Annotated in this window: 23 protein-coding genes; 7 read left to right on the top strand and 16 right to left on the bottom strand. The window is 66.9% G+C overall.

The features are described from left to right. Positions 1-74: 74 nt before the first annotated feature. The 3 genes from V2S85_RS13390 to cysD all read right to left on the bottom strand — a co-directional run bounded on the left by V2S85_RS13390 (position 75) and on the right by cysD (position 3,768). Complete coding sequence (locus V2S85_RS13390) at positions 75-812, bottom strand: 3'(2'),5'-bisphosphate nucleotidase CysQ (RefSeq protein WP_330703349.1); 738 nt, start codon at positions 810-812, stop codon at positions 75-77. Further along, complete coding sequence (cysN, locus tag V2S85_RS13385) at positions 812-2,737, bottom strand: sulfate adenylyltransferase subunit CysN (protein ID WP_330703348.1); 1,926 nt, start codon at positions 2,735-2,737, stop codon at positions 812-814. The genes V2S85_RS13390 and cysN overlap by 1 nt, the downstream gene beginning before the upstream one ends. Positions 2,738-2,865: 128 nt before the next feature. Beyond that, positions 2,866-3,768: a sulfate adenylyltransferase subunit CysD gene (gene cysD, locus V2S85_RS13380; RefSeq protein ID WP_330703347.1), complete on the bottom strand. Its 903-nt coding sequence runs from the start codon at positions 3,766-3,768 to the stop codon at positions 2,866-2,868. 105 nt (positions 3,769-3,873) lie between these two features. Between cysD and V2S85_RS13375 the strand changes: the two genes are divergently transcribed. Further along, positions 3,874-4,962: a helix-turn-helix transcriptional regulator gene (locus V2S85_RS13375; RefSeq protein WP_330703346.1), complete on the top strand. Its 1,089-nt coding sequence runs from the start codon at positions 3,874-3,876 to the stop codon at positions 4,960-4,962. 97 nt (positions 4,963-5,059) lie between these two features. On the opposite strand, the gene V2S85_RS13370 is transcribed toward V2S85_RS13375, so the two are convergent. Beyond that, positions 5,060-5,977, bottom strand: a complete 918-nt coding sequence (locus V2S85_RS13370; RefSeq protein WP_330703345.1) for an acyl-CoA dehydrogenase family protein — start codon at positions 5,975-5,977, stop codon at positions 5,060-5,062. After that, on the bottom strand, positions 5,977-7,122 hold the full coding sequence (locus tag V2S85_RS13365; protein WP_330703344.1) for an acyl-CoA dehydrogenase family protein: 1,146 nt from the start codon (positions 7,120-7,122) through the stop codon (positions 5,977-5,979). Before V2S85_RS13365 ends, V2S85_RS13370 begins: the two co-directional genes overlap by 1 nt. Positions 7,123-7,285: 163 nt before the next feature. Here V2S85_RS13365 and V2S85_RS13360 point away from each other — a divergent pair, with 163 nt between their 5' ends. From V2S85_RS13360 to V2S85_RS13345, 4 genes are all read left to right on the top strand, one after another. After that, complete coding sequence (locus tag V2S85_RS13360; protein WP_008830325.1) at positions 7,286-7,600, top strand: Rieske (2Fe-2S) protein; 315 nt, start codon at positions 7,286-7,288, stop codon at positions 7,598-7,600. Positions 7,601-7,670: 70 nt separating this feature from the next. After that, a complete protein-coding gene (locus V2S85_RS13355; RefSeq protein ID WP_330703343.1) occupies positions 7,671-8,852 on the top strand; it encodes an acyl-CoA dehydrogenase family protein in 1,182 nt (393 codons plus the stop codon). A gap of 1 nt (position 8,853) precedes the next feature. Next, positions 8,854-9,858, top strand: a complete 1,005-nt coding sequence (locus tag V2S85_RS13350) for an acyl-CoA dehydrogenase family protein (protein ID WP_330703342.1) — start codon at positions 8,854-8,856, stop codon at positions 9,856-9,858. Positions 9,859-10,036: 178 nt separating this feature from the next. Then, on the top strand, positions 10,037-11,080 hold the full coding sequence (locus V2S85_RS13345) for a cation diffusion facilitator family transporter (protein ID WP_330703341.1): 1,044 nt from the start codon (positions 10,037-10,039) through the stop codon (positions 11,078-11,080). A 16-nt stretch (positions 11,081-11,096) separates the two neighbouring features. On the opposite strand, the gene V2S85_RS13340 is transcribed toward V2S85_RS13345, so the two are convergent. Further along, positions 11,097-12,116 (bottom strand): alpha-ketoacid dehydrogenase subunit beta, encoded by a 1,020-nt coding sequence (locus V2S85_RS13340; protein WP_330703340.1) that lies wholly within the window; start codon positions 12,114-12,116, stop codon positions 11,097-11,099. Further along, the gene (locus V2S85_RS13335; RefSeq protein WP_330703339.1) at positions 12,113-13,111 is read right to left on the bottom strand and encodes a thiamine pyrophosphate-dependent dehydrogenase E1 component subunit alpha; all 999 of its coding nucleotides are present in this window, start codon (positions 13,109-13,111) and stop codon (positions 12,113-12,115) included. Before V2S85_RS13335 ends, V2S85_RS13340 begins: the two co-directional genes overlap by 4 nt. A gap of 179 nt (positions 13,112-13,290) precedes the next feature. On the opposite strand from V2S85_RS13335, the gene V2S85_RS13330 reads away from it, so the two are divergent. Beyond that, a complete protein-coding gene (locus V2S85_RS13330; RefSeq protein WP_330703338.1) occupies positions 13,291-14,265 on the top strand; it encodes a cupin-like domain-containing protein in 975 nt (324 codons plus the stop codon). A gap of 3 nt (positions 14,266-14,268) precedes the next feature. On the opposite strand, the gene V2S85_RS13325 is transcribed toward V2S85_RS13330, so the two are convergent. Continuing rightward, a complete protein-coding gene (locus tag V2S85_RS13325; RefSeq protein ID WP_330703337.1) occupies positions 14,269-15,960 on the bottom strand; it encodes an FAD-binding protein in 1,692 nt (563 codons plus the stop codon). 191 nt (positions 15,961-16,151) lie between these two features. Between V2S85_RS13325 and V2S85_RS13320 the strand changes: the two genes are divergently transcribed. Continuing rightward, positions 16,152-16,961, top strand: coding sequence for an enoyl-CoA hydratase/isomerase family protein (locus tag V2S85_RS13320; protein WP_330703336.1), 810 nt, complete (start codon positions 16,152-16,154; stop codon positions 16,959-16,961). Between the two features lie 50 nt (positions 16,962-17,011). Here V2S85_RS13320 and V2S85_RS13315 read toward each other — a convergent pair whose 3' ends face one another. From V2S85_RS13315 to V2S85_RS13280, 8 genes are all read right to left on the bottom strand, one after another. Next, complete coding sequence (locus tag V2S85_RS13315) at positions 17,012-17,344, bottom strand: hypothetical protein (protein ID WP_330703335.1); 333 nt, start codon at positions 17,342-17,344, stop codon at positions 17,012-17,014. A gap of 70 nt (positions 17,345-17,414) precedes the next feature. After that, positions 17,415-18,467 (bottom strand): AraC family transcriptional regulator, encoded by a 1,053-nt coding sequence (locus V2S85_RS13310; protein WP_330703334.1) that lies wholly within the window; start codon positions 18,465-18,467, stop codon positions 17,415-17,417. 142 nt (positions 18,468-18,609) lie between these two features. Beyond that, positions 18,610-19,590: an NADPH:quinone oxidoreductase family protein gene (locus tag V2S85_RS13305; protein WP_330703333.1), complete on the bottom strand. Its 981-nt coding sequence runs from the start codon at positions 19,588-19,590 to the stop codon at positions 18,610-18,612. Next, the gene (locus V2S85_RS13300) at positions 19,587-20,351 is read right to left on the bottom strand and encodes an SDR family oxidoreductase (protein ID WP_330703332.1); all 765 of its coding nucleotides are present in this window, start codon (positions 20,349-20,351) and stop codon (positions 19,587-19,589) included. Before V2S85_RS13300 ends, V2S85_RS13305 begins: the two co-directional genes overlap by 4 nt. Continuing rightward, positions 20,344-21,648: an acyl-CoA dehydrogenase family protein gene (locus tag V2S85_RS13295; protein ID WP_330703331.1), complete on the bottom strand. Its 1,305-nt coding sequence runs from the start codon at positions 21,646-21,648 to the stop codon at positions 20,344-20,346. Before V2S85_RS13295 ends, V2S85_RS13300 begins: the two co-directional genes overlap by 8 nt. A gap of 35 nt (positions 21,649-21,683) precedes the next feature. Then, a complete protein-coding gene (locus V2S85_RS13290; RefSeq protein ID WP_330703330.1) occupies positions 21,684-22,751 on the bottom strand; it encodes a phosphotransferase family protein in 1,068 nt (355 codons plus the stop codon). A gap of 10 nt (positions 22,752-22,761) precedes the next feature. Next, on the bottom strand, positions 22,762-23,220 hold the full coding sequence (locus tag V2S85_RS13285) for a MarR family transcriptional regulator (RefSeq protein WP_036524466.1): 459 nt from the start codon (positions 23,218-23,220) through the stop codon (positions 22,762-22,764). A 31-nt stretch (positions 23,221-23,251) separates the two neighbouring features. Then, the gene (locus tag V2S85_RS13280; RefSeq protein WP_330703329.1) at positions 23,252-24,355 is read right to left on the bottom strand and encodes an alpha/beta hydrolase; all 1,104 of its coding nucleotides are present in this window, start codon (positions 24,353-24,355) and stop codon (positions 23,252-23,254) included. Positions 24,356-24,486 lie beyond the last annotated feature (131 nt).

Raw genomic sequence — 24,486 nt, 5'->3', positions numbered from 1 at the left:
AGCGAAGCAACCCAGGGCGGCGTGATGCTGCCCTGGGTTGCTTCGCTTTGCTCGCAATGACGAGGAGTGGTGGCTCAAACCAACGCCGCGACCTCGCGCAGCACCATCTCGGCGTGCTCCTTCCGGCAGATCAGCAGGTCGGGCATGTAGACGTCCTCGCGGTTGTAGACCAAAGGCGAACCGTCGATGCGCGAGACATGCAGCCCCCAGCCGAGGGCGACAGCCGCAGGCGCGCAGCTGTCCCACTCGTACTGCCCGCCCGAGTGCAGGTAGATGTCCGCCTGCCCGAGCAGGATTGCCATGGCCTTGGCCCCGGCCGAGCCCATCGGCACCAGTTCAGCACCGATCGTCTCCGCCACGCTGGTGGCCTCTTTCGCGGGCCGGGTGCGGCTGACAACCATGCGCAGCTTTTCCGGCGCGGGCGGAACCTCGCCCGGCTGGTCCGAGCGCAGCACGAGGTCGGCGCCCGGTAGCGCCACCGCGCCCAGCACCGGCACGCCGTCCACCGCAAGGCCGACATGGACCGCCCAGTCGGCGCGCTCCTCGCCGTATTCGCGCGTGCCGTCCACGGGGTCCACGATCCACACCCGGCTCATGGAAAGGCGCTCGGCGTTGTCCTTCTCTTCCTCGGAGAGTAGGCCGTCCTCGGGACGCTGCTCACGCAGGGCGTGGCAGAGGAACTGGTTGGCGGTCTGGTCGCCCGCCTTGCCCAGTGCTTTCCCTCCGAACAGGCCAGAGCCGCGCACGCTGAGGAGGATCTTGCCCGCCTCGTCCGCCAGCTTCGCCGCGAGATCGCCGTCGGTATAGGCCATCAGGCGTCTCCCAGCAGGGTGTTGACGATGAGTTCGGCCGCTTCCTCCGGCGAGATCACCGTCGTGTCGATCCGCACCTCGGGATTGCGCGGCGCTTCGTAAGGGCTGTCGATGCCGGTGAAGTTCTTCAGTTCACCGGAACGCGCCTTCTTGTAGAGACCCTTGACGTCGCGCGCCTCGGCGACCTTCAGCGGGGTGTCGATGAATACCTCGATGAACTCGCCCTCGGGCAGCATCGCGCGCACCATCTCACGGTCCGCCTGGAACGGCGAGATGAACGCGGTGATGACGATCAGCCCCGCGTCGGTCATCAGCTTCGAGACTTCGCCCACGCGGCGGATGTTCTCGATGCGGTCGGCCTCGGTGAAGCCCAGGTCCTTGTTCAGACCGTGGCGCACGTTGTCCCCGTCGAGCAGGAAGGTGTGCCGGTTCATCCGGTGCAGCTTCTTCTCGACCATGTTGGCGATCGTGGACTTGCCCGAGCCCGAAAGACCGGTGAACCACAGCACGGCCGGCTTCTGGTTCTTGAGCCCCGCGTGCTGCTTGCGATCGATGTCGACAGCCTGCCAGTGCACGTTCTGCGAACGGCGCAAGGAGAAGTTGAGCATGCCCGCCGCGACGGTGGCGTTGGTCATCTTGTCGATCAGGATGAAGCCGCCGAGCGTGCGGTTGTCGGCATAAGGCTCGAAGACGACCTGCTTGTCGGTGGTCAGTTCCGCCACGCCGATGGCGTTGAGGTCCAGCGTCTTGGCCGCCATGTGCTCCATGGTGTTGACGTTGACGGTGTACTTGGGCTCGGCCACGGTCGCGGAGACCTGCTGCGTGCCCAGCTTGAGCCAGTAGGCGCGGCCGGGGATCAGCGCCTCGTCGGCGAGCCACACGATCGTCGATTCGAACTGGTCGGCGGTCTGCGGCGGATTGTCGGCGACCGAGATGACCGAGCCGCGCGAGCAGTCGATCTCGTCTTCGAAGCACACCGTAACCGACTGACCCGCAACGGCTTCGTCGAGATCGCCGTCATAGGTAACGACGCGGGTGATCGCGCTGGTCTTGCCCGAGGGCAGTACGCGGATCTTGTCGCCCGGCTTGACGCTGCCCGTCGCGATGAGACCCGAGAAGCCGCGGAAGTCGAGGTTGGGACGGTTCACCCACTGCACCGGTAGGCGCAGCGGCTTGTCGGCATCGACCGAGGAGAGAACCTCGACGGTTTCGAGGTGCTCCACCAGCGTCGGCCCCTTGTACCAGGGCGTATTGGCCGAAGCCGTGGTGATGTTGTCGCCCTTGAAGCCGGAGATCGGCATCGCGGTAAAGCTCTCGATCCCGATCGACCTGGCGAACTCGGCGTAGTCCTTGACGATACCGTCGAACACGGCCTGGTCGTAGTCGACGAGGTCCATCTTGTTCACCGCCAGGACGATGTTCTTGATGCCGATCAGGTGGCACAAGTAAGAATGGCGACGCGTCTGCACCAGCACGCCCTTGCGCGCATCGATCAGGATCACCGCGAGGTCGGCGGTCGAGGCGCCGGTCACCATGTTGCGGGTGTACTGTTCATGCCCCGGGCAGTCGGCGACGATGAACTTGCGCTTCTCGGTGTTGAAGAAGCGGTAGGCCACGTCGATGGTGATGCCCTGTTCGCGCTCGGCAGCGAGGCCGTCGACGAGGAGCGCGAAGTCGATCTCCTGCCCCTGCGTACCGACCTTCTTGGAGTCGGCGGTAAGCGCGTCGAGCTGGTCCTCGAAGATCATCTTCGAATCGTAGAGCAGGCGCCCGATCAAGGTGGACTTGCCGTCGTCGACGCTGCCGCAGGTGATGAAGCGCAGCATCGTCTTGTGCTCGTGCTGGACGAGGTACGCGTCGATGTCCTCGGCGATCAGGCTGTCGGTGACGTAGCGGGCTTCGGCAGTTTCGATAGTGTCAGTCATGTATCACACTCCGTCATGCTGAACTTGTTTCAGCATCCATCGCGCCAATCAGGCCGATGGTCTCCGACGAGAAATGGACCCTGAAACAGGTTCAGGGTGACGAGGGAAAAGTACGAGAAGGCAGCGGCTTAAAAATACCCCTGCTGCTTCTTCACTTCCATGCCGGCGCCGCCGGCGTCCTTGTCGATGGCGCGGCCCTGTCGCTCGCTGGTGGTGGTGAGCAGGGTTTCCTGAATCACCTCGGGCAGCGTCTTCGCCTCGCTCTCCACTGCACCCGTCAGCGGGTAGCAGCCCAGCGTGCGGAAGCGGATCGAGCGCTCGACCGGCACTTCGCCGTCCTTGAGCGGGAAGCGTTCGTCATCGACCATCAGCAGCATACCGTCGCGCTCCACCGTGGGGCGCTTGTCCGCGAAATAGAGCGGGACGATGGGGATGTCGTTGAGGTGGATGTACTGCCAGATATCCAGCTCGGTCCAGTTGGAGATCGGGAACACGCGGATCGATTCCCCGCGTGCCTTGCGGGCATTGTAGAGGTTCCACAGCTCCGGCCGCTGGTTCTTCGGGTCCCAGCCGTGCGAGGAGGTGCGGAACGAGAAGATGCGCTCCTTGGCGCGGCTCTTCTCCTCGTCGCGGCGGGCGCCGCCGAAAGCCGCATCGAAGCCGTGCTTGTCGAGCGCCTGCTTCAGACCTTCGGTCTTCCACATGTCGGTGTGGAGCGCACCGTGGTCGAAGGGATTGATGCCTTTCTCGGCCGCTTCCGGGTTCTGGTAGACCAGCAGCTCCATGCCGCTGTCACGCGCCATCTTGTCGCGCAGCTCGTACATCGCCTTGAATTTCCACGTGGTGTCGACATGGAGCAGCGGGAACGGCGGCGGCGAGGGATAGAACGCCTTGCGCGCAAGGTGCAGCATCACCGCGCTGTCCTTGCCCACGGAATAGAGCATCACCGGCTTCTCGGCCTCGGCGACGACTTCGCGGATGATATGGATGGCTTCGGCCTCGAGTCTGTCGAGGTGCGTCAGGGTCTTCATCAGGATCTCTGGTCCTTTGGCCTTCGCAGGGTCGCCCTCTTGTTGGGCTCGAATCGCTCTTTGCAAGGATGACAAATCGCAGAACCTCCCATATGGGAGGTAGGTATGGCTCTGACATCCAACGACGAGACAGATTTGCTGCTGCCGCTGATAGCGGGGATTGGCGACAAGGCGCAGTTTGCCGAGTTTCTCGAGCGCCTGCGTCGCCGGAGCGATGCCGAGTACGTCAGCATCGTGATGAAGCAGGGCGACGGCCCGCATGCCCAGATCACCGACTTCCACGCCGGACGCGACTTGCGCAGCGAGGCGCGCGAACTCGATCCGTTCGAGATGCATGCGCTGGAGCGCCTGCACTACGACCAGCTGCGCCCGGGCCGCGTCTACAGCGTCGGCGAGTTCGTGGACCACGATCCCGTCTTCCGGGCCGACCGCCTGGCCAAGATGGCGCGCCTCGGCATCGCCGACGAGCGGGTGGTGCGCCTGCCGCGTGTCGCGGAGACCGATGCATGGCTTATCCTCGCCCGCGCTAAACCTTGCGAGGCGGCGGACAGCGCCCTGCTCTCCTCGCTCGCGCCTTACGTGGAGGCGGCGCTGCGCAGCTATGTCGCGCTGGAGCACCACCGCATCCGCGCCAGCGTCAGTGCGCAGGGCATGGCGCGCAGCGCTACGGCGTGGATGGTGTTCGACCGCGAGGCCCGGCTATTGGCCATCGACCCGCGCCTCGATGCATGGATGCGCGGGAATCTCGGCTACACGCCGCGCGTGGGGGAGCGCCTGCGCGATCTCGGCGTCCATGCGGAGCGTGAACTGGGCGGGGCAGCCGCGCTGTTCGCCTCGTCGACGCCGCCCCCGCCGCGTGCGGTGATGCTGCATGAGGACCCTCGACTGGAAGCGCTGCTGACGGCCACCAGCGACATGCCGCGCCCCTCGATGCTGGCGCTGTGCCGCCTGCCCAATGCCAGAACGCCGGCCAGCGTGGAACGCCTCGCCCGCCTGTTCGAGCTGCCCCCGCGCGAGGCCCAGCTGGCGATCGCGCTGAACGAGGGGCAGTCTATCGCCGAGGCGGCCGAAAGCATGGGCCTGACGCTGGAAACGGTGCGCAATTATTCCAAGCGCCTCTACGCCAAGCTGGGCGTGCGCGGGCAGGCGGAACTGGTGCGGCTGGTCAGCGACAGCGTGGCGGTGATGGGATAGCCGTTCAACCGTCATTGCGAACGAAGCGAAGCAATCCAGGGCCGCATAAACCGCCCTGGATTGCTTCGCTACGCTCGCAATGACGGCGCTATGTGGTTCACCCCCACAGCGCCTCGGCCGCCGCCAGCCCCTGCTCGCCGCGCCCGCCCAGTTCGGCGGTCAGCAGCTTGAGGCGATAGGTCCACAAGTGCAGCGGATGTTCCAGCGTCATGCCCATGCCGCCAAGGAACTGGTGGTAGTCGTAGCACACACGCTTCGCCGCCTCCTGCGCATGCAGCAAGGCCAGCGCGGCGTCGCCGGGATCGCCGGTCCCGGCTGCACGCAGGGCGAGCCAGTAGACCGAATTGGTCATGACCTGATCCTCGGCCAGACGATGCCGCATGCCCTGAAAGGTGGCCAGCGGGCGGCCGAACTGCTTGCGCTCTGACACGTAAGTCACCGTAGACGCCAGCGCCGCGCCCAGCAGGCCCGCGGCTTCGGCCGCGATTCCCACGCGCCACGACCGCAGCACTTCGGCAGGATCGACCTCATGCGCGGTCATCGCATCCGGCAGACCGGTCAGGAACGCCACGGGATAGGCATAAAGCGCATCCTCCTGCGCCGCCGCGATCACACTCTCGTCCGCCTTGAAGCTGCGCACGCCCGAAGGCCCGACGATCACGACGCTCGCCCCCGGCCGCAGGAAACGCACCGGACCAGCCGTGCGCCCCTCCTCGACCAGACACAGCGGACGCGGCAGGTCCGGATCGATCAGCGGGCGCACGAAGGACGAGGCCGCCGCCTCTAGTGCAAAGGGCAGCCGCGCCAGCTTCTCCACCACCAGCGCGGCGGTGACGGGGCCGAGTTCCTCAACCATCAGGACGTCGAGAAACCCGTTCTCGACCAGCGCCGCGTCAAGTTCCGCGCTTTCGAGCGTGAGGCCGGCATCGTGCAGCGGAACGCCCGCGTAAGGCCGCGCGAGGCTGTCGATGAAGTCGAGGACCTGCCGCTGGTCCTCGTTGAGGGACAAGTGCATCAGCGCGGCTCCCGGGGCAGTTCCAGCACGTCACTGGCGATGATGTTGAGCTGGATTTCCGCCGATCCCGCCGCCACGCCCGCGACGATCCCGCGCTGGTGGTGCATCTTGAGATACGGCGAGGCCCCCGCGAGCGCTTCGGGCAGGAACTCGACGACGAATTCGCACACCGCGCGCTCGGCCATGACGGTGGCGTAGCGCGCGGAACTGGACTCCGCACCGATGGCGAGGCCCTCGACGCGCTTCTGGACGACGGCGTAGTTCGCCGTGCCCGCCGCCTCGCACAGCGCGGCACAACGCGCCGCCTCGATCCTCACATGTTCGCGCGTAAAGCGCCCCTGCTCCTTGAGCATCGCCACGGCCCGGTCGAGCGCCGCGCGCGCCAGCGTGAAGCGCGGGATGCCGAGGCGCTCGTTGCGCAGCGAATAGGCGACGATCTCCCAAGCCTGCCCTTCCTCGCCGAAGCGGGCGGTTTCGGGCACGGTCACGTCGTCGAAGAAGACTTCGTGAATGTCGCCCTCGCCGATCAGCGAGGGGATCTGGCGCACGGTGATGCCGGGCGTGTCCATCGGCACGAGGATGATGGTGATGCCCTTCTTGCGGTCGTCGCTGGTGCGCGTCAGCAGGAAACAGGTGTCGGCAAGGCCCGCATAGCTGGTCCAGATCTTCTGCCCGTTGATGACGTAGTTGCCATCGCTCAGCGTGGCTCGCGTCCGCAGCGAGGCTAGGTCCGACCCGGCGTCAGGTTCCGAAAAACCCTGACACCACAGCGATTCCCCGCGCGTGATCGGCTCCAGATAGCGCGCCTTCTGCTCCGGCGTGCCGTACTTCTCCAGCGTCGGGCCGATCCAGTTGACGTTCATGTACTGGCCGCCGCGCGGCTCGCCGGCGATCCACATCTCTTCGGACAGGATCTGCTGTTCCCACGGACCCAGGCCCTCGCCGCCCATCTCGACCGGCCAGTGCGGGAAGAGGATGCCCGCCTCGGCCAGCTTGACGCAGAAGTCGCGCGCGAAGGCGGTCAGCGTCGGGGACGCAGGGCCGTGTTCCGAGAATTTCTCCCAGTCCTCGGGCAGGTTGGCGTGCAGGAAGCCCCGGATCTTGTGCCGGAAGGCGTCCTGCCTGGCGGTCCATTCGAATTGCATCGGGGCGGCGCCCTCCTCTCAGCCTTTCGTTAGGCACAGGCAGCCTCGCCCCACAACCGCCGGGGCGTCGGAATCGCTGGCGCGATTGCGCATCGACCACTTGTGCTGGAAATCGCCTGCGGAGTACCGCAAGGACACAGCGAAGAGATAAGAAAGGACACGGGTGAGCGAGAAGGCATTCGTCGCGGTGGCGAAACTCGATGAAGTTCCGCAGGGCGGCAAGAAAGTGGTCGAGGTGGGCGGGATCAGCGTGCTCCTCGTCGGCGCGCGGGATCAGGTCTACGCGGTGCGCAACTTGTGCAGCCACGCCTACGAAACGCTGGAATGCGGCCGCGTGCGCGCGGGGTGGATTTCCTGCCCGGTCCACGGCGCACGCTTCGATCTGGAGACCGGCAAGCCGATAAACCCGCCCGCCTCGATGCCGATCGATACTTATGAGGTGCGGATCGAGGGCGACGTGATCGAGGTGGCGGTCTAACCTCCCGATATCGCCCGCGCGTACCGCCCCTTATGGACGCGCCGCCGTGCCCCGTGCTTGGACGGTGGCCATGACCGATACGCCCAATCTCGAAGCGCTGCGCTGCGAAGTGCGCGCCTTCCTAGCCGCCGAGGCGCCGACCGGCTGGCGCGACGCGAGCCGCACGCAGGACGACTTCGTCCGCACCCAGCGCGACTGGTTTACGCGGCTTGTGAAAGGCGGCTACGCCATCCCGCACTGGCCTGCCGCGTTCCCGGGCGGCGGCCGCAGCCTGGCCGAGCAGAAAGTGATCTACGAGGAACTGGCGAAGGCAGACTGCCCGCGCCTGCTGCTCTCCTTCGTCTCGACGTACCATGCTTTCGCAACGTTGCACGAATGTGCGACCCGGGAGCAGCAGGACCGCTACCTCCCACGCATCCTCGAGGGCGAGACATGGTGTCAGGGCTTCTCCGAGCCCGGCGCCGGATCGGATCTCGCCGCCATCAAGACCAGGGCGGAGCGCAAGGGCGACGTTTATGTCGTCAACGGCCAGAAGGTCTGGTCGACGATGGCGCAGTTCGCGCAACGGTGCCTGCTGCTGGTGCGCACCTCATCCGATGGTCCCAAGCAGGCGGGCATTACGTACCTGCTGATGGACATGAAAGCGCCCGGCGTCTCTGTCCGCCCGATCCACCAGATCCAGGGCGACGAGGAATTCGCCGAGATCTTCCTCGACAACGTGGAAATCCCCGTCTCCGAGCGCGTCGGCGAGGAAGGCAAGGGCTGGGCCGTGGCCCAAGCGACGCTCGCTTCCGAGCGGGGACTGACGTTGATGGAATTGTCCTACCGGATGCGCGGCGCCCTCACCCGGATCGCCGATCTGATCCGCGAAACCGGCCGCGGCGAGGATCGCGGGTACTTGCGCGATTTCGGCGAACTGGTGACGCAAGTGGACGCCGTGTGCGCCGTGGCCGACCAGTTCCTCGACAACCGCATCAAGGGCATTGAGCGGGTCGGCGACGCCTCGATCGTCAAGAACAGCTACAGCCGGGCGCTCAGGGCCTATGCGAAGCTGGGCCTGCGGCTTGGCGGCATCGCGGAGCAATACGTAGCGCCGATCACCTTCGGCGACCTCAACACCGGCAACTGGATGGCGGACTTCATGAACTCCTACGCCTGGACCATCGCCGGGGGCAGCGAGGAAGTGCAGCGCAATATCATCGCCGAGCGCATGCTCGACATGCCGCGCGAGCCGAAAGCCTGGGTGGCCTGACATGATCGAACTGAACGAACTGACCGACGCCGCGCAGAAGGCGTTTCCTGCCGATGCACTCTCCCCCGGCCGCGACGAAAGCTGGCGGCTGGTGGCGGAGATGGGCTGGCTGATGGTGCGCCTGCCCGAGGAAGACGGCGGACTCGGCCTTGATCGAGAGGCTTCCGCCGCGATCCATTTCGAGATGGGCCGCGTGTTGGCGACAACGCCGCTGATTCCGGCGCAACTGGGCCTGCAGGCCGTGCTGGCGAGCGAGATTGCGGCGCGGGTCGAGTGGCTGGAAAGGTTGGCGGGGGGCGAATACGCCCCCCTGCACCTGCTCCCCGCGAAGCTGGAGGCGGCACCGAACGGCACGCTTTCGGGCGTAGTCGGCGGTGTGTTCGATGCGGACATGGCGGTGGCGGTCGTTGCGAAGCTGCCGGGCGGCTATGCCCTCGTGCCGACCGATGCGCCTAGTGTTTCTATCGTGGAGCGCGCGATCTGGGACCCCAGCCGGCGCCTGTTCGACATCGTTCTTGATGGATACGCGCCCGATCCGGCACTCATGCTCACCGATGCGGACGGCGCTGCAGCGCTGCACGACGCGCTGGCGCCCGAAGCGCACCTTGCCGTCGCCGCCGACTGCCTCGGTGCCGCGAATGCGGCATTGGAACTCACCATCGAATACATGAAGATGCGCCGCCAGTTCGACCGGCCCATCGCCATGTTCCAGGCTCTCAAGCACCGCGCCGCCGATATGAAGGCGCGCATTGCCGTGGCCGAGGCGCTCCTGTGGAACCGGGTGCGCGACGATGCTGCAACCCTCGTCCAGTGCGGCGCGGCGAAGACGCTCGCGGCGGAGGCCTTCGCATTCGTCACCGAAGAGGCGATCCAGCTTCACGGCGGCATCGGCCTGACCGAGGAACACCCGATCCACCGCTTCATGAAACGCGCGATGCTGAACCTGCAGCTTTGCGGATCGCCAGACCTGTGGAACGAGCGGACGGGGCGAAAGGCGCTGGGCTGACAGATCGGCCGGAGCAATTCGTCGTCCCGGACTTGATCCGGGACCGGTGGTTGTCTTTAGGCGCAGTTCATGCGGCAAGTTATCTAAGCGACGGGTAGGCTGTTCACGGGCAGCAGTCCCGGATCAAGTCCGGGACGACGGTAAGCAACGCCCTGCCCCGCCGCTCGTTGTGCCGGGCATGGCCAAGACTTCCGGACACATCCGCGACAACATAGTCCTCTACGGCGCGCTGGTGGCGAACATGGGCATCGCCGTCGCCAAGTTCGTGGCGGCAGGTATCGGCGGCTCTTCCGCCATGGCGACCGAGGGTGTCCATTCGCTTGTCGACAGCGGTAACCAGATCCTGCTGCTCTACGGCCAGAAGCAGGGCAAGCGCGCAGCCGACGCAGCCCATCCCTTCGGCTACGGGCGCGAGCTGTATTTCTGGGCCTTCGTGGTCGCGATCCTGATCTTCGCGGGCGGCGCGGGCATCTCGATCTACGAGGGCATCGCCCATATCCGCGAGCCGCGCGCCGTCGAGGACCCGACCCTCAGCTACATCGTGCTGGGCATCGCCTTCCTCATGGAGGGCGCATCCTGGGCCATCGCGGTGAAGGAGTTCAACGCGGGCCGCGCCGGACAAAGCTGGTGGCAGGCAATCCGCCGCTCCAAGGACCCGCCGGGCTTCATCGTCCTGTTCGAGGACAGCGCAGCGCTGATCGGCCTCGTCATCGCAGCGCTCGGCATCTGGGCTAGCGGCCACTTCGCGGAGCCGAGGCTCGACGGCGCGGCATCGGTTCTGATCGGCCTGGTGCTGGCGGCCGTCGCAGCGCTGCTGGCGCGCGAGTCCAAGGGCCTGCTGATCGGAGAGGCCGCCGACCCGGCACTGATTGCCGGGCTGCGCGGGGTGATGGAAGGCAACCCGCACATCACCTCGGTCAACCATGTGCGCACCGTCCACACAGGACCGGACGCGGTGTTCGTAGCGATCAGCGCGGACTTTGCCGACGACCTGCCGATGGGCGAGGCGGAAACGCTGATCGAGGAACTGGAGGCGCGGATGAAGGCGCTCTCGCCGAAGATCACCTCGATCTACATCCGGCCCGAGAAGCGCGAGCAGGCGGTGCTGGGTTGTGTAAGGCCCACCCCTGCCCCCTCCCGCAGGCGGGAGGGGAATGAAGGGCCACCGCTTAGCCCTCCCGCGTGCGGGAGGGCCGGTAGGCTTGAGAGCGCAGCGAACTAGCCGGACGGGGTGGGTATCAGATCGCCATCAGCCGCTTGACCTCCGCGACGATCTCGGGCGGCTGCACGAGATAGGCATCCTCCAGCTTCTTCGCGAAGGGCACCGCGCAATACGGCGCGCCGAGGCGACCGACCGGCGCCTTGAGCTTGCCGAACAGCACTTCCTGCGCCGTCGCGGCGATCTCCGCGCCGGGACCGAAGTTGCGGCCCGCTTCATGGACCACCAGCAGGCGTCCGGTCTTTTCGGCCGAGGCCAGCACCGTTTCCTTGTCCCACGGCGAGATCGTGCGCAGGTCCACCACTTCGACCGAGACGCCCGCCGCCGTCAGTTCCTCGACCGCCTGCATCACCGTGAACATCATCTGCCCGTAGGAGACGATGGTGATGTCGCTGCCCGGTACGACCACGTTGGCCTTGCCCAGCGGGATCGGTCCCTGGTTGACCGGCGTGTCCATCGGCACGAACAGCGTCTTGACGCTTTCGATGATGATGACCGGATCGGGGTCCTGGATCGCCGAGAGATAGAGGCCCTTCATGTCGCCCGGGGTCCAGGGGATCACCACCTTGATGCCCGCGGTATGCGCGAACCACGCCTCGTAGAAGTCAGCGTGCTGCCCGGCGGTCTGGTTGCCGCCGCCGGTCATGGTGCGGATCACCAGCGGCACCTGGCTCTGGCCGCCGGACATGAAGCGCAGCTTGGCCGCGTGGTTGACGATCATGTCCATGGCGACGGTCGTGAAGTTCATCAGCATGATCTCGGCCACCGGCTTGTAGCCGGCCATCGCCACGCCGATCGCCGCGCCCATGATCGCCTGTTCGGAGATCGGGGTGGAGCGCACGCGGCTGGTGCCGAACTTCGTCGACAGCCCGCGCGTCACGCCGCAGACGCCGCCGCCCTCGTTGTCGGCGATGTCCTCGCCCAGAACGAGAACCTTGGGATCGGCTTCCATCGCCTCGCTCAGCGCGGCGTTGATGGCCTGCAGGCCGTTCATCTTCACCGTCTCGACGACGGGGGCTTCGAGGGTATCGGTGCTCATGCCGGAATCTCCTCGGCAAAGACGTCGCGGCGCAGTTCGTCGTCGGACGGAAATTCACAGGCCATTGCGTAGTCGATGGCGTCGTTGACCTCGGCCTCGATCCTCGCGGTCAGCGCATCGAGTTCCTCGGCCGAGGCGACGCCGTCGTCGATCAGCTTCTGGCGGAAGCGCGGCAGCGGATCGGCCTCGATCGCGGCGGCCTTTTCTTCCTTGGCCATGTAGGCGTCGTTGTCGCCGAAGACGTGGCCCATGAAGCGGAAGGTCTTGCACTCCAGCAAGGTCGGGCCTTCCCCGGCACGGGCGCGCTCGATGGCGGCGTGGGCGTGGGCATAGACGTCGAGCGGGTCGTTGCCGTCCACCGTGTAGCCCGGCATGCCATAGCCCGCCGCGCGCTTGGCGATGAAGTCCACCGAAGTGCCGTTCTCGTAGCGGGTGTGCTCGGCGAAGCCGTTGTTCTGGCACACGAAGATCACCGGCAGCTTCCACACCGAGGCGAGGTTCAGCGCCTCGTGGAAGGCGCCGATGTTACTGGCGCCGTCACCGAAATAGGCGACCGTCACCTGCTTCGTGCCGTCGAGCAGCGCCGCCCAGCCGAAGCCGTTGGCGATCGGCATCGAGGAGCCGACGATGCCCGTCGTCACCATCACGCCGGTCTCCGGGTGAGTGAGGTGCATCGGGCCGCCCTTGCCCTTGCAGGTGCCGTCGACGCGGCCGCAGATCTCCGCCCACAGGGGCCGCAGCGGCATGTCCTTGGCGACCATGTCGTGAATGCCGCGATAGATCGTGCAGATCTTGTCGTCGTTGTTGAGCAGTACCGAGATCGCGGACGGAATGCACTCCTGCCCGCGCGCCGAATAATACGGCGCGGTGATGCGCCCGCGGCGGATCTGCTGGCGGGTGAGATCGTCGTTGCGCTCGATGCGGATCATCCGCCGGTAGATGTCGAGCTGCGTGGCGGCGTCGGGGCTCGCCCGGTTCTGTAGCGTTTCGCTCATGGTTCCTCTCTCGGACAGCTCGTGGCTGCAGGGATTGCTGAACATTGGTTCAGGGCAGGCCCCGCTGGCAAGAACGGACGAACCGCCGGGGCGGTATCGCGCCGCCGGCCCTGCTGGACGCCTGCGCCGCCGCCCTGTAAGCCTCGTGCGGATCGCGCGCGCAGGAGCGAAGAACGAGGATGGCAGGAACGACCGACAAACCCGGCAATGCCCGGCTGGATGCGGCGCTACGCTCGATCGGCCTCGCCGGACTGGATGCCGCCAGGCCATACACCGGCGGTCCGCGCAGCGTACCGGCCCCCCCGCCGCCGCCCACCCCGGCTCCGGCCGAGCGCACCGTCGCCGCCCGCCGGGACTGGCTGCTCGGCGTGCAGGAGCGCCAGCGCCAGCTTTCCGCGCAGGCCTGCGGGCTGATGCGGGCGCGGGGTCTGTCGGGGCAGGCGTTCCTCGACAACTTCTACGCGCCCGGCCGCCCGGTCGTGATCGAGGGCGCCATCGCCGACTGGCCGGCGCTCGGCAGATGGACGCCGGACTACCTCGCCGCAAAGGTCGGTTCCGCCCCGGTCGAGTACCAGGGCGGCCGCTCCGGCGCCGCCGACTTCGAACTGGCCAAGGACCGCCACACGCGCACGATGCCGTTCGACGCCTTCATCGCGCTGGTCGGCCGCAACGATACGCCGGGAAACGAAGCCTACATCACCGCCTACAACAACCACCGCAACACCGCCGCCTTCGCCCCGCTGATGGCGGACGTGCGGCCGATCGACGCTTATCTGGGCGCAGAGCCGGGCATGCTGTGGATCGGTCCGGCAGGCACGTTCACGCCGCTGCACTTCGACCTCACCAACAACATGCTGATCGAGGTGACGGGCCGCAAGCACCTGCGGCTGGTGCCCCCGGCGCACACGCAGTACATGTACAACGACCGTCACGTCTTCAGCGCCGTCCACGATCTCGACGACCCGGCCCGGATCGATGCGCATCCGCTGGTCCGGCAGGCGACGGTCTATGACGTCGTGCTGGAGCCGGGCGACATGCTGTTCATCCCGATCGGCTGGTGGCACCAGGTCCGCGCGCTCGACTTCAGCGTGATGATGACGGCGACGAATTTCCTCTGGCCGAACCTGGGGCACGAGAGCTTCCCCGGCGACTGAGCATCACCCCACCTGGTTGCCGAGGCCGGCCGCGTGCTTGGCCGCGATCCAGCCGAAGGTCATCGACGGGCCGACACTCGCCCCTGCGCCGGGATAGACGCGGCCCATCGGCGAGGCGGTGGTGACGCCGCAGGCATAGAGCCCCTCGATCGCCGAGCCGTCCTCGCGCAGCACCCGCGAATCGCAGTCGCACACGACGCCGCCGTAAGTCCCGACGTCGCCCGGATAGACCGGGAAGGCATAGAATGGCGCCTTGTCGATCGTGCCCATCGTCTGGTTCGGGCCGTCCTTGAAGAACGGATCGCCGAGGAAGTTGTCGTAGGCCCGCTCGCCGCGCTGGAAGTCTTCGTCGCGGCCGCCGCGCACGAAGCCGTTCCAGCGCGCGACCGTGGTTTCCAGAGCGCCGGGAGGGACGCCGATGATCTCGGCCAGTTCGCCTACCGTTTCGGCCTTGCGCATCCAGCCAGAGGCGAGCCACTTGGCCATGTTCTTCTTCGCGGTGCCCTTACCGGCGACGGCGTATTCATCCATGTATTGCTGGTCGAGGATCGCCCAGCTCGGCACTGCGGGCACGGTGCGGTTGCGCACCAGCATGGTCTCGCAGAACGCCTCGTAGGAGCCGCCCTCGTTCATGTAGCGCAGGCCCGACTGGTCGACCTGGATCGCATGGGGCTTGGCGGTAGTGCTCTGGGTGCCGGGCTTGACGTAGTCGGTGTCCCAGCCGGGCGCATCGGTCATCTGGAAGCCGACCATCTGGTCCATCTGCGCCAGCGCGGCCCCCTTCGCGGCGAGTTCGCGGTGCATGTCGCCGGTGTCGGTCTCGATGCCGTTGGACCACTTCGACTGCGTGCCCGGCATGTAGGTGTCGCGCATCGCCTGGTTCATCGAGAACCCGCCCGCGTTCATCAGGATGCCCAGCCGCGCGCCGATGCGCCAGGGCCTGCCGTCCTTCTCGGTGACGACGCCGACGGCCTTGTCGCCTTCCATGATGACTTCGCGGACGGGTGAATTCACGCGGATGTCGGCCGCCTGCTTGTCCAGCACGGCCTTCAGCATCCGCCCCTGCAGGGCCGCACCCGCCGTGACCCAGTGCTTGCCGGTGAGCTTGCCGGCGACGAACTTGAAGGCGATCTTGACGAAGACGCGCTTGAGTTCCCACGAATGCTTCATGAACGGCAGCTTCATCCCGTCGTCCAGTTTCACCGGCACTTCGAGGAAGCCCTTGCGCAGCTTGGCTGCCCACTCCTTGCCCAGTTCGTTCTTGTCGAAGGGCAGCGCGGTGACGGTGCGGCTGGTCTTCATGCCGCCGGGGAGTTCGTCGTAGTAGTCGGGCCAGAAGCGGGAGCCACGCTCCATCCGCACGCCTTGCGCGACGATGAAGTCCAGCATCTTCGGCGCCTCGACCGCGTAAGTGCGGCGCCGCGCCGGGCTGGTGCCGGGGGATTCCGCATCGTCGGGCACCACCGCGTCGAGGTACTGGCAGGCGCGTTCCAGACTGTCCTCGCCGGGGTCCATGAAGCGGTTGCCGGGTATCCACATGACCCCGCCGGACTTCGCCGTGGTGCCGCCGATCCATTGCGCCTTCTCGAGGATCACGACGGTCTTTCCCGCCTGCTTCATCAACAATGCCGAAGCCATCGAGCCTGCGCCGCTGCCCACGACCACCCAGTCGAAAGTCTCGTCGAACTGCGTCATCGTGCCGTAACCTCTCCGCCTAGCCGCGCTGCTGCGCATGCGTTCAGCTCGGTAGATCGAACTTCGCCCGCTTTGGCAACGCGAGGGGCAAAGGTTTCGCCGGAGCGAAAGGTTTGGGCAAAATCGCGTTTTCGCATGGCCCTCGATACCGCCCGGCCTATGACGCTGGAGGGAAGAGGAGACCTGCCGAAATGACCGATATCGCGCCCGCCCTGCCGCAGTTGGCCACGATCGAAATGGCCCGCGAAGGACGGCTGCTGCGCATCACGCTCAACCGGCCCGAGGCGCTGAACGCGGTAAACCTGCAGCTTCACGACGATCTGGCCGAGGCGATGTGGTTCGCACAGGTCGATACCGGATCGGACGTCGTCGTGCTGACCGGCGCGGGCCGGGCCTTCTCGGCGGGCGGCGACCTCGACCACATCGAGAACAATGCGAGGAACCCCCACCTCTTCGACCACGAGACGCGCGTGGCCAAGCGCATCGTCTCCACCCTGCTCGACATCGACAAGCCCGTGGTGTGCCGGATGAACGGCCACGCGGTCGGCCTCGGCGCGACGCTGGCGCTGCTGTGCGACGTGATCTTCGCCGCCGAGGGCGCGAAGATCGGCGACCCGCACGTCGGCCTCGGCCTCGTCGCGGGGGACGGCGGCGCGGTGATCTGGGCGCAGCGCATCGGCCTGACGCGGGCGAAGGAATACCTGCTGACCGGCGACCTCCTTACCGCCGGCAAGGCGGCGGAGATCGGGCTGATCAACCATTGCGTCCCGGCAGATGAACTCGACGCCAGGGTGGATGCGTTCTGCGCGAAGCTGCTGGCAGGCGCGACGGTGGCGATCCGGGCGACCAAGATCCTCACCAATCTCGAACTCAAGCGATTGGCGACGGCACTGATGGACGCGGGGATCGCCTACGAAAGCGTCTCGGTGCGCAGCATGGACCATCTGGAGGGCATTCAGGCCCTCAGGGAAAAGCGGCCGCCGAAGTTCGTGGGCCGCTGACTCCCCTCACTTCGTCATTGCGAGCGCAGCGTAGCAATGATGAGGAAGGGTTAGCCCGGCACCACCCGCTCGCCGTGCTCGGTGAACAGCGCGGTGTAGCAGGTGCCCATGTCCTGCGCGTCGCTCTGCGTCAGTTCGCCCGACTTCGAAGCCGCGCCCAGCGCGCCGAGGAAGGCCATCGGGTCATCCGCCTCGACGTCGTAGATCGCGAGGAATTCGTTGGGATCCGCGCCCATCAGCCGCGCCGCCAGCTTGTAGCGCTGGGCGCCTGCCATGCCGAACGTGTTGACCAGTTCGGGCAAGTGCTTGGTGTCGTACCATTCGTGATACTCGGCCTCGCGGCCGGGCTGCGGGCGAGTGAGCGCGACGAGCTTCATCTTCATGGCAATTCCTCTCTTCCAGACGTTCTTGCCGCCGAGGATTGGCCAGCCCCGACACCGATGCAAGCGGCCACTATCCGGTTGCCGAAAGCATCGCCCCGCCGTCCCTGGCGAACACCGGACACGATCCGAACGGCTCCTCCGCACTCACCGCGATCATCTCCTGCACCCCGCTCTCTCCGCGATACTCGCGCGGGTTGGCGCCGAAGACGCGCTTGAACATGCGGCTGAAATGCGCGGGGCTCTTGAAACCGACGCCATAGGCGATCTCCCCGATCGACACCTCGCGCGGGTCGGAAGCCATGAGCCAGTCCCGCGCCTTGCCCAGTCGCTGCTCCCAGACCAGTTCCGAGAACGAGGTGTCGCGCATCCGCAGCAGGAACGAGAGATAGCGCGGAGAGATGCCGCACCCCTTCGCCACCATCGCCGTCGACAGCAGGGGATCGGCCAGATGCACTTCGATGAACCGCAGCACCTGCTCCAGCCGCCGCTCGGCGATCGACAGGCGGGCGGGCGCGGTGTCTTCTCCCGCGCGGATCGCATTGCCGATCAGGCCGAGCGCGGTATCGACCAGAAGCCGCGCCGACGCCTCGCCGATGCGCCCCTCGTCGGCCAGCACTTCGCCCAGCAGCGTCTCGGCCAGCGCGAGTTCGGCGCGCTCCATCGCCATGAACAGGCCGTTGTTGAATTCCTGCCGCACGAAGCCGCGCAGGATGTGGGTGGGCACGGCGAGGTTCAGCACTTCGTGCATCCCGTCCTGGCCTATCCGGCACTCCACGCAGAACGGCGACATCGAGCGGGTGATGAGGAAGTCCCCGGGTTTCGCCACCTTGCCGCCGCACTGGTTGGCGACGGCGAGTTCCCCCCGCTTGACGAACCACAGGATCGAGAGGTCCGTCGCATCCTCGCGAATATGACGGCGCGAGCGGCGGAAGAACAGATTGGCGGCCGAACGTCGCCGGATGATCGAGATCGCGCCGACTGCCTTGCGCTCCGAAAGCAAGTCGGCGGTCGCCGCATCGTCCGCGATCCAGATGTCACCCCGGCAGTATTCCTGCCCGCGACTGCCGTGAAACAGGCAATTGCGGTGCTCGCGCATCTGGAACGTGAACAGAGTCTCCGCCATGGCTCTCTCCCGATGGCGGGACCGAGGCGCTTCTATCGGCGTCGGTGCTCCCCACCATTCGTATCACTTGCGCGGGATGCTACCCGACATTGTCGGCAAATCGACCGGCATTGCGTACACGGCCGCCAGCATCGCCCGGGCGTTACTCCATTACCAGCACGACCCGGCCAGCAGCCTTGCCCGAGAAGGCCGCGTTCATCGCCTCCGCATGATGCTCAAGCGGATAGCGTTCGGCGATCGCGGGGGAGAACACACCCTCACCGGCCAGTTCCATCACCTTACGCCGCAGGGCGGCGGCCTCGGTGGGACGCCGCAGCGCGTGATCGCGCATCTGCACGCCCACGAGGCTGGCGCTCTTGAGCAGCGGCAGGTTCGTGCGCAGCGCCGCGATCCCGGCCGTGAAGCCGATCACCAGATGGCGCCCGTCGTAGCCAAGATTGCGGAAGGCCGGTTCGCTGGCCTCGCCGCCCACGGGATCGAAGACGATGTCGACGGGCTTGCCGTCGTTCGCCGCCATCACCTGATCGCGCCAGTCCTGCGCGCCGGTGGTGACGACCGCATGCGCCCCGCCCGCCAGTGCCGCCGCCTGCTTCTCCGGACTGGATGCTGAGGCGATGACGTGCAAGCCAAGGTGCCTGCCGACCTGGATCGCCGCGTATCCGGTCCCCCCCGCCGCGCCGAGCACCAGCAGCGTCTCGCCTGCCTGCGACCGCCCGCGATCGGCAAGGGCATAGTACGCCGTCTGGTAGTTCACAGCGAAGACGGCGGCCTGCTCGAAGCTCATCGCTTCGGGCACTTTCGCCATGTTCGCCGCCTTGAACAGGTTGGCCTCCGCAAACAACCCGCCGAGCCCGCCGCAGAACACGCGGTCACCGGGGGCGAGGTGCGTCACGCCCGGCCCCACCGCCTCGACCACGCCCGCCGCCTCGCTGCCGGGGATGAAGGGCATCGGCGGCTTGAACTGGTAGTGCCCCATCGCCGTCAGCACATCGACGTAGGACACCCCCGCCGCCTTGATGCCGACGCGCACCTGACCCTCGCCGGGAGCACCGGGGTCGAACGCTTCGAGCGCATAGCTCTCCGGCGGCCCGAAGGCGCGGCCGATGACGGCGCGCGCGCTCAATGCTGCCCCCCGTCGCAGCGCACCAGCGATCCGGTGACGTTGACCGAGGCGGGGCTGGCAAGGAACAGCGCGGCGGTGACGATCTCCTCCGGCTCCGCCGCATGGCCGCGCGGGATCGCGATCGGCCCCTGCCCCTTGTCGGGCCAGGCCTCGACGATGTCCGTCCGGAAAGCGCCGGGCGACAGCGTGTTGACCCGCACGTGCGGCGCATATTCCCACGCCAGCGAGCGGCTCATCGCATTGAGCGCCGCCTTGGACGAGCCGTAGGTCACCACCTGCGGCAGCGGCATCATCGAGCCGGACGAGGTCACGTTGATGATGCAGCCTCCAGGGCCGCCCGCCTCGGCGCGGTCGAACATGCGCTTGCCCACCAGTGTCGAAAGGCGGAACGGCCCCTTGAAGTTGAGGTTGAGCACGGAATCGAACAACTTCTCGCTGACTTCGTGGCTGGGCATGCGCGGGCTCATCCCCGCATTGTTCACAAGGATATCCACAGCCCCGAAAGCGGCGTAGGCCTCCTCGACCAGTCGCTCGCATTCGTCCCAGCGGCCGACGTGGGCGCTGATCGCCATCGCCTTGCGGCCAAGACCGCGCATTTCCTCGCAGACCGCCTCGCAGGCTTCCAGCTTGCGGCTGGCGACGATGACGTCGGCGCCGCGCTCGGCGAAAGCGCGGACCATCTGGTAACCCAGCCCGCGCGAGCCGCCGGTGACGAGCGCGACCTTGCCGGTGAAGTCGAACAGCGGGTCCATCTCAGGCATCTCTCGCGTTCGGGTAGCGCTCCAGCGCCTTCGCGGTGCGCGTCGGGATATGCTCGGTCGGAAACATCCCTTCCGCCGGCCGCACCCGCTTGAGATAGGCGCGCGCCAGTTGCGAGCGGTGCGCGTCGGTCGGCCCGTCGGCGAAGGCCAGCGCCATGTTGCCGCCGTACCATTTGGCCAGCGGCATATCGAGCGAGATGCCCAGCGACCCATGCACCTCCAGCGCCCGCCCGACGACGTTCGCATAGACCGAGGCCATCGCCACCTTGCACATGCCGATGTGCTTGCGCGCCGCGCCGTGCTTCAGGCGGCCCGCCTCGATCTCGTCGATCAGCCATGCGGTCTTGAGCACCAGCAGGCGGAACTGCTCCAGTTCGATCACCGTATCGGCGATCTTGGCCTGCACCAGCTGGTGATCGCCGAGGATCTTGCCCTTGGTCCGGCGCGAGACGGCGCGTTCCAGCATCATGTCGAGCGCGCGGTTGCACATGCCCACCGTGCGCATGGCATGGTGGATGCGGCCCCCACCCAGCCGCGCCTGCGCCACCTTGAATCCTTCGCCCGGCCCCCCGAGCATATGATCGAGCGGCACTTTCACGCGGTTGTAGCGGATATGCGCGTGGTGCCCATTCTCGGGATCGAAGTCCCCGGCGATGGCGACGTTGCGCAGGATCTCGATCCCCGGCGTGTCGGCGGGGACGACGAACATGCTCATCCGATCGGTCAGCGGCGCGTCCGGGTCGGTCACGGCGATGACCAGCAGGAAGCTGGCGAACCGGGCGTTGGAGGAGAACCACTTCTCGCCCTCGATCACCCATTCGTCACCCTCCTGCGCGGCGCGGCAGGTGAAGACGTCGGGGTCGGCGCCGCCCTGCGGCTCGGTCATCGAGAAGCACGAGACGATCTCGCCCGCCATCAGCGGGCCGAGGTACTTCTGCTTCTGCTCCGCGGTGCCGAACAGGGCGAGGATTTCGGCATTGCCGGTATCGGGCGCGGCGGTGCCGAACACGGTCGGCGCCCAGGTGGAGCGGCCGATGATCTCGTTCATCAGCGCCAGCCTGACCTGACCATAGCCCGGCCCACCCAGATGCGGACCAAGGTGACAGGCCCAGAGCCCCTGCGCCTTCACCTGCTCCTGCAGCGGCTTCAGGTGCCGCCGCGCCGCCGCGTAGGACGGATCGAACTGCGCGCCCTGTTCGGGAAACAGCAGGTCCATCGTCTCGCACTCGTCGCGCACGAAACGGTCCATCCAGTCGAGCCTGGCCTGGAATTCCGGGTCCGTCGAAAAATCGATCATCGTTCTCTCCCATTCCTCCCCCGGCGGGGAGGAATTTACTGCATTCTCGCCACTTGCGCGGCGGTATCGCGGAAGCACTGCTCGACGATGCGCGCGAAGAAGCGCCCCGTCTCCTTCGGCAATATCCCCGCCTCCGCCTGCGCCACCTTGTATTCGAGCAGGCACGCGGACTTGAATTTCGAGAGGACCGAGAACCATTCGAAGTCGCGAATGTCGCGCCCGGTGCCCGCGCAGTAATAGCGCGCCAGTTCCTGCTTGGTCGGGAAGTTGGCCGGGTTGTTGAGCGCGGTCGGGAACTCCCGGTCCGGATCGTCCTCGTCGCGCATGCCGCCGGTGAACCAGCCCATGTCGATCATCGGATCGCCGATGGTGGAAAGCTCCCAGTCGATCATCGCCGCCAGCCGCGCCGGAGGGCCGTGGCGGAACATCATGTTGGGGGTGCCGACGTCGCCGTGGATGATCCCGCGCACTTCCTCCGGCATCCGCGCGTGCCGCAGCCAGTCCTCGGTTTCGGCATAGCCTTCGAGCACGCGGCCCTCGTAGCCGTAGCGCTCCTTGTAGGACGCCAGCTGGCCCGCCCAGCGATCGACCTGCCGTTCCAGGAACCGGCCCGGCTTGCCGTAGTCCCCCAGCCCGATCGCCTCGTGATCGACGTTGGCGAGCGCGATCAGCCCGTCGACGATGGCGAAGGGGATGCCGTATTCGCAAGGCATCGTATCGAAGGGCGGCTCGTTGTGAATCTTCTCGCCGCGCAAGTTCGGTGCCCAGCCCTCGACTTTCTCCATGACGTAGAACGGCGCGCCGACCACGCTGTCGTCGGAACAGGACCCGTAACACACCGGATGGGGCACCTGAGTGCCTTTGAGTGCCGTCAGTATGCGCGCCTCGCGCAGCACGCCCTTCTCCGCTCCCGGCGGCGGCACGGCGGGTGGGCGGCGCATGACCATCGGCTTCTCGCCCCGGTCGATCGTCAGCACCACGTTCGACGTGCCCCCCGAGAGCACCGCCGTGCGCAGCGGCCCCTTGCCCAGTTCGGGCACGAAGGCGTCCAGCCATTCGGTCAGCGGCCCGACTGGGGCCAGCCGGTCGAGATCGGCGTCCATCATCCTCTCCTCAGCGAGCGCGGAAATGCGCCTCTATCTGCCTGCGCACCGCGCGCAGCGCGGCCGTCGCGGCCGCGACTTCCTCGGAATCGAGCACCAGCCGCGCGGCCAGTGCATCGGCGCGCGCGTCGATCTCGCGCTTGAGCGCCGCGCCTCGTGCGGTCGGGCGGAGCAGCATGGCGCGCTTGTGTGCGGGATTTTCGAACGTCTCGACCAGCCCGGCATCGCGCAGGGCATTGGCGGCGCGCTGCACCAGCTGGCGCGCATGGCCCATCGAGCGGCCGATCTGCGCGACGGTGGGGGCGTCTTGCGCCTCCACCACCGCGGTGAGCACCATGTGCTCGCTGTCGTTGAGCGCGCATCCCGCCCGCGCCTCGCCGAAGACGCTGCGCAGGCGGCCGTTCAGGCGGATGGTCTCATCGACCAGCCCTACCAGCGGATGACGCGACTCAGATACTCCCGTTTCCATGGAAACGGGGTGTCATGTTGACACGATCGTGTCATTTCTTTGGAGGCGCGGCCTCGTCAAGCATCGCCCGGGCGACATGGAGGAACGCCGCCGTGTCGGTCTGGGCCGAAGGGATCGCCTTGCGGAACGTCGCGAAGCCGTGGATCAGACCCTTGCCCTCGAAATAGGCGGTCGGCACTCCGGCCTCGACCAGTTTGGCGGCATAGGCACGGCCCTGGTCGCGCAGCGGATCGAGCCCCGCCGTCACCAGCACCGTCGGCGGCAGGCCCGCCAGATCACCGAGGATCGGCGAGGTGCGTGGGCTCTTCGGATCGGCCGCATAGTGCTCGGTAAAGCTCGCCATGCTCTTCGCGTCGAGCATGTAGCCCTCGGCGAACAGCTTCGACGAAGGATAGAGCTTGCCGAAATCGGTCGCCGGATAGATCGGGATCTGCATCACTACCGGCACGGCCGCAGGCTTGTCACGCAGCGCCGCGGCAGTGACGAGCGTGAGATTGCCTCCCGCGCTGTCGCCGCTGAGGATAAGGCCGGTGAACGCGCGCCCGAATGCCTTGCCGTTGGCCGCCACCCAGCGCGCCGCCGCCTCGCCGTCGTCCGGCGCGGCGGGCCAAGGGTTCTCGGGCGCGAGGCGGTACTCGACCGACACCACTGGCAGGTCCAGTTGCCGCGCGATCTCCGCCGCAAGGCCGGCGTGGGTATCGATGCTGCCGAGCACGTAGCCGCCGCCGTGATAGAACACCACGACGGGGCCGGGACCGCGCTCGGGGCGCGGATCGAACAGGCGCAGAGCCATCGGCCCGCCGGGCCCGGGCATCGTCACGTCCTTCGTGGTAACGTTCCCGATCGGCAGATCCTGCTGCGCCATCGCCGCCAGCGCAGCGGGCGGCAGCTTGTGGATCTGCATCAGCAGTTCGCGCGTGAAAGGCGGGTTGGGCTTGGCGTAATAGGCCTTGAGATAGGCCGCCACGTCCGGCCGCACGTAAGGTTCGGCTGCCGGAGCTTGGCCTGCCTGAACTTTGGCTGCCGGGGTATCGGCTGGCGCCTCTCCGGCGACGGGAGCCCCGCCCAGCGCGGCGAATGCCGTACCGAATGCCAGCAGGCTGCGAAGGACGGGCGCTTTGCTCGACTTCCTCATGGACTGTCCTCTCCTCTACCGCGCTGCGGCGCCCATCCCGAAGACGAAGGCCCTACGCGCGCAGAAAGGTAGAGACCGGCCGTGGGCCGGGATCAAGTCCGGGATGGCGGGAATTCGGATCCCCGCCACCA

Origin of the sequence: Novosphingobium resinovorum, from assembly GCF_036352595.1 — a bacterium.
In the GTDB taxonomy this organism is placed as follows: domain Bacteria; phylum Pseudomonadota; class Alphaproteobacteria; order Sphingomonadales; family Sphingomonadaceae; genus Novosphingobium; species Novosphingobium resinovorum_B.
Note: the sequence above shows the minus strand (reverse complement) of the source record. Positions and strands in the feature narration are given on the sequence as shown.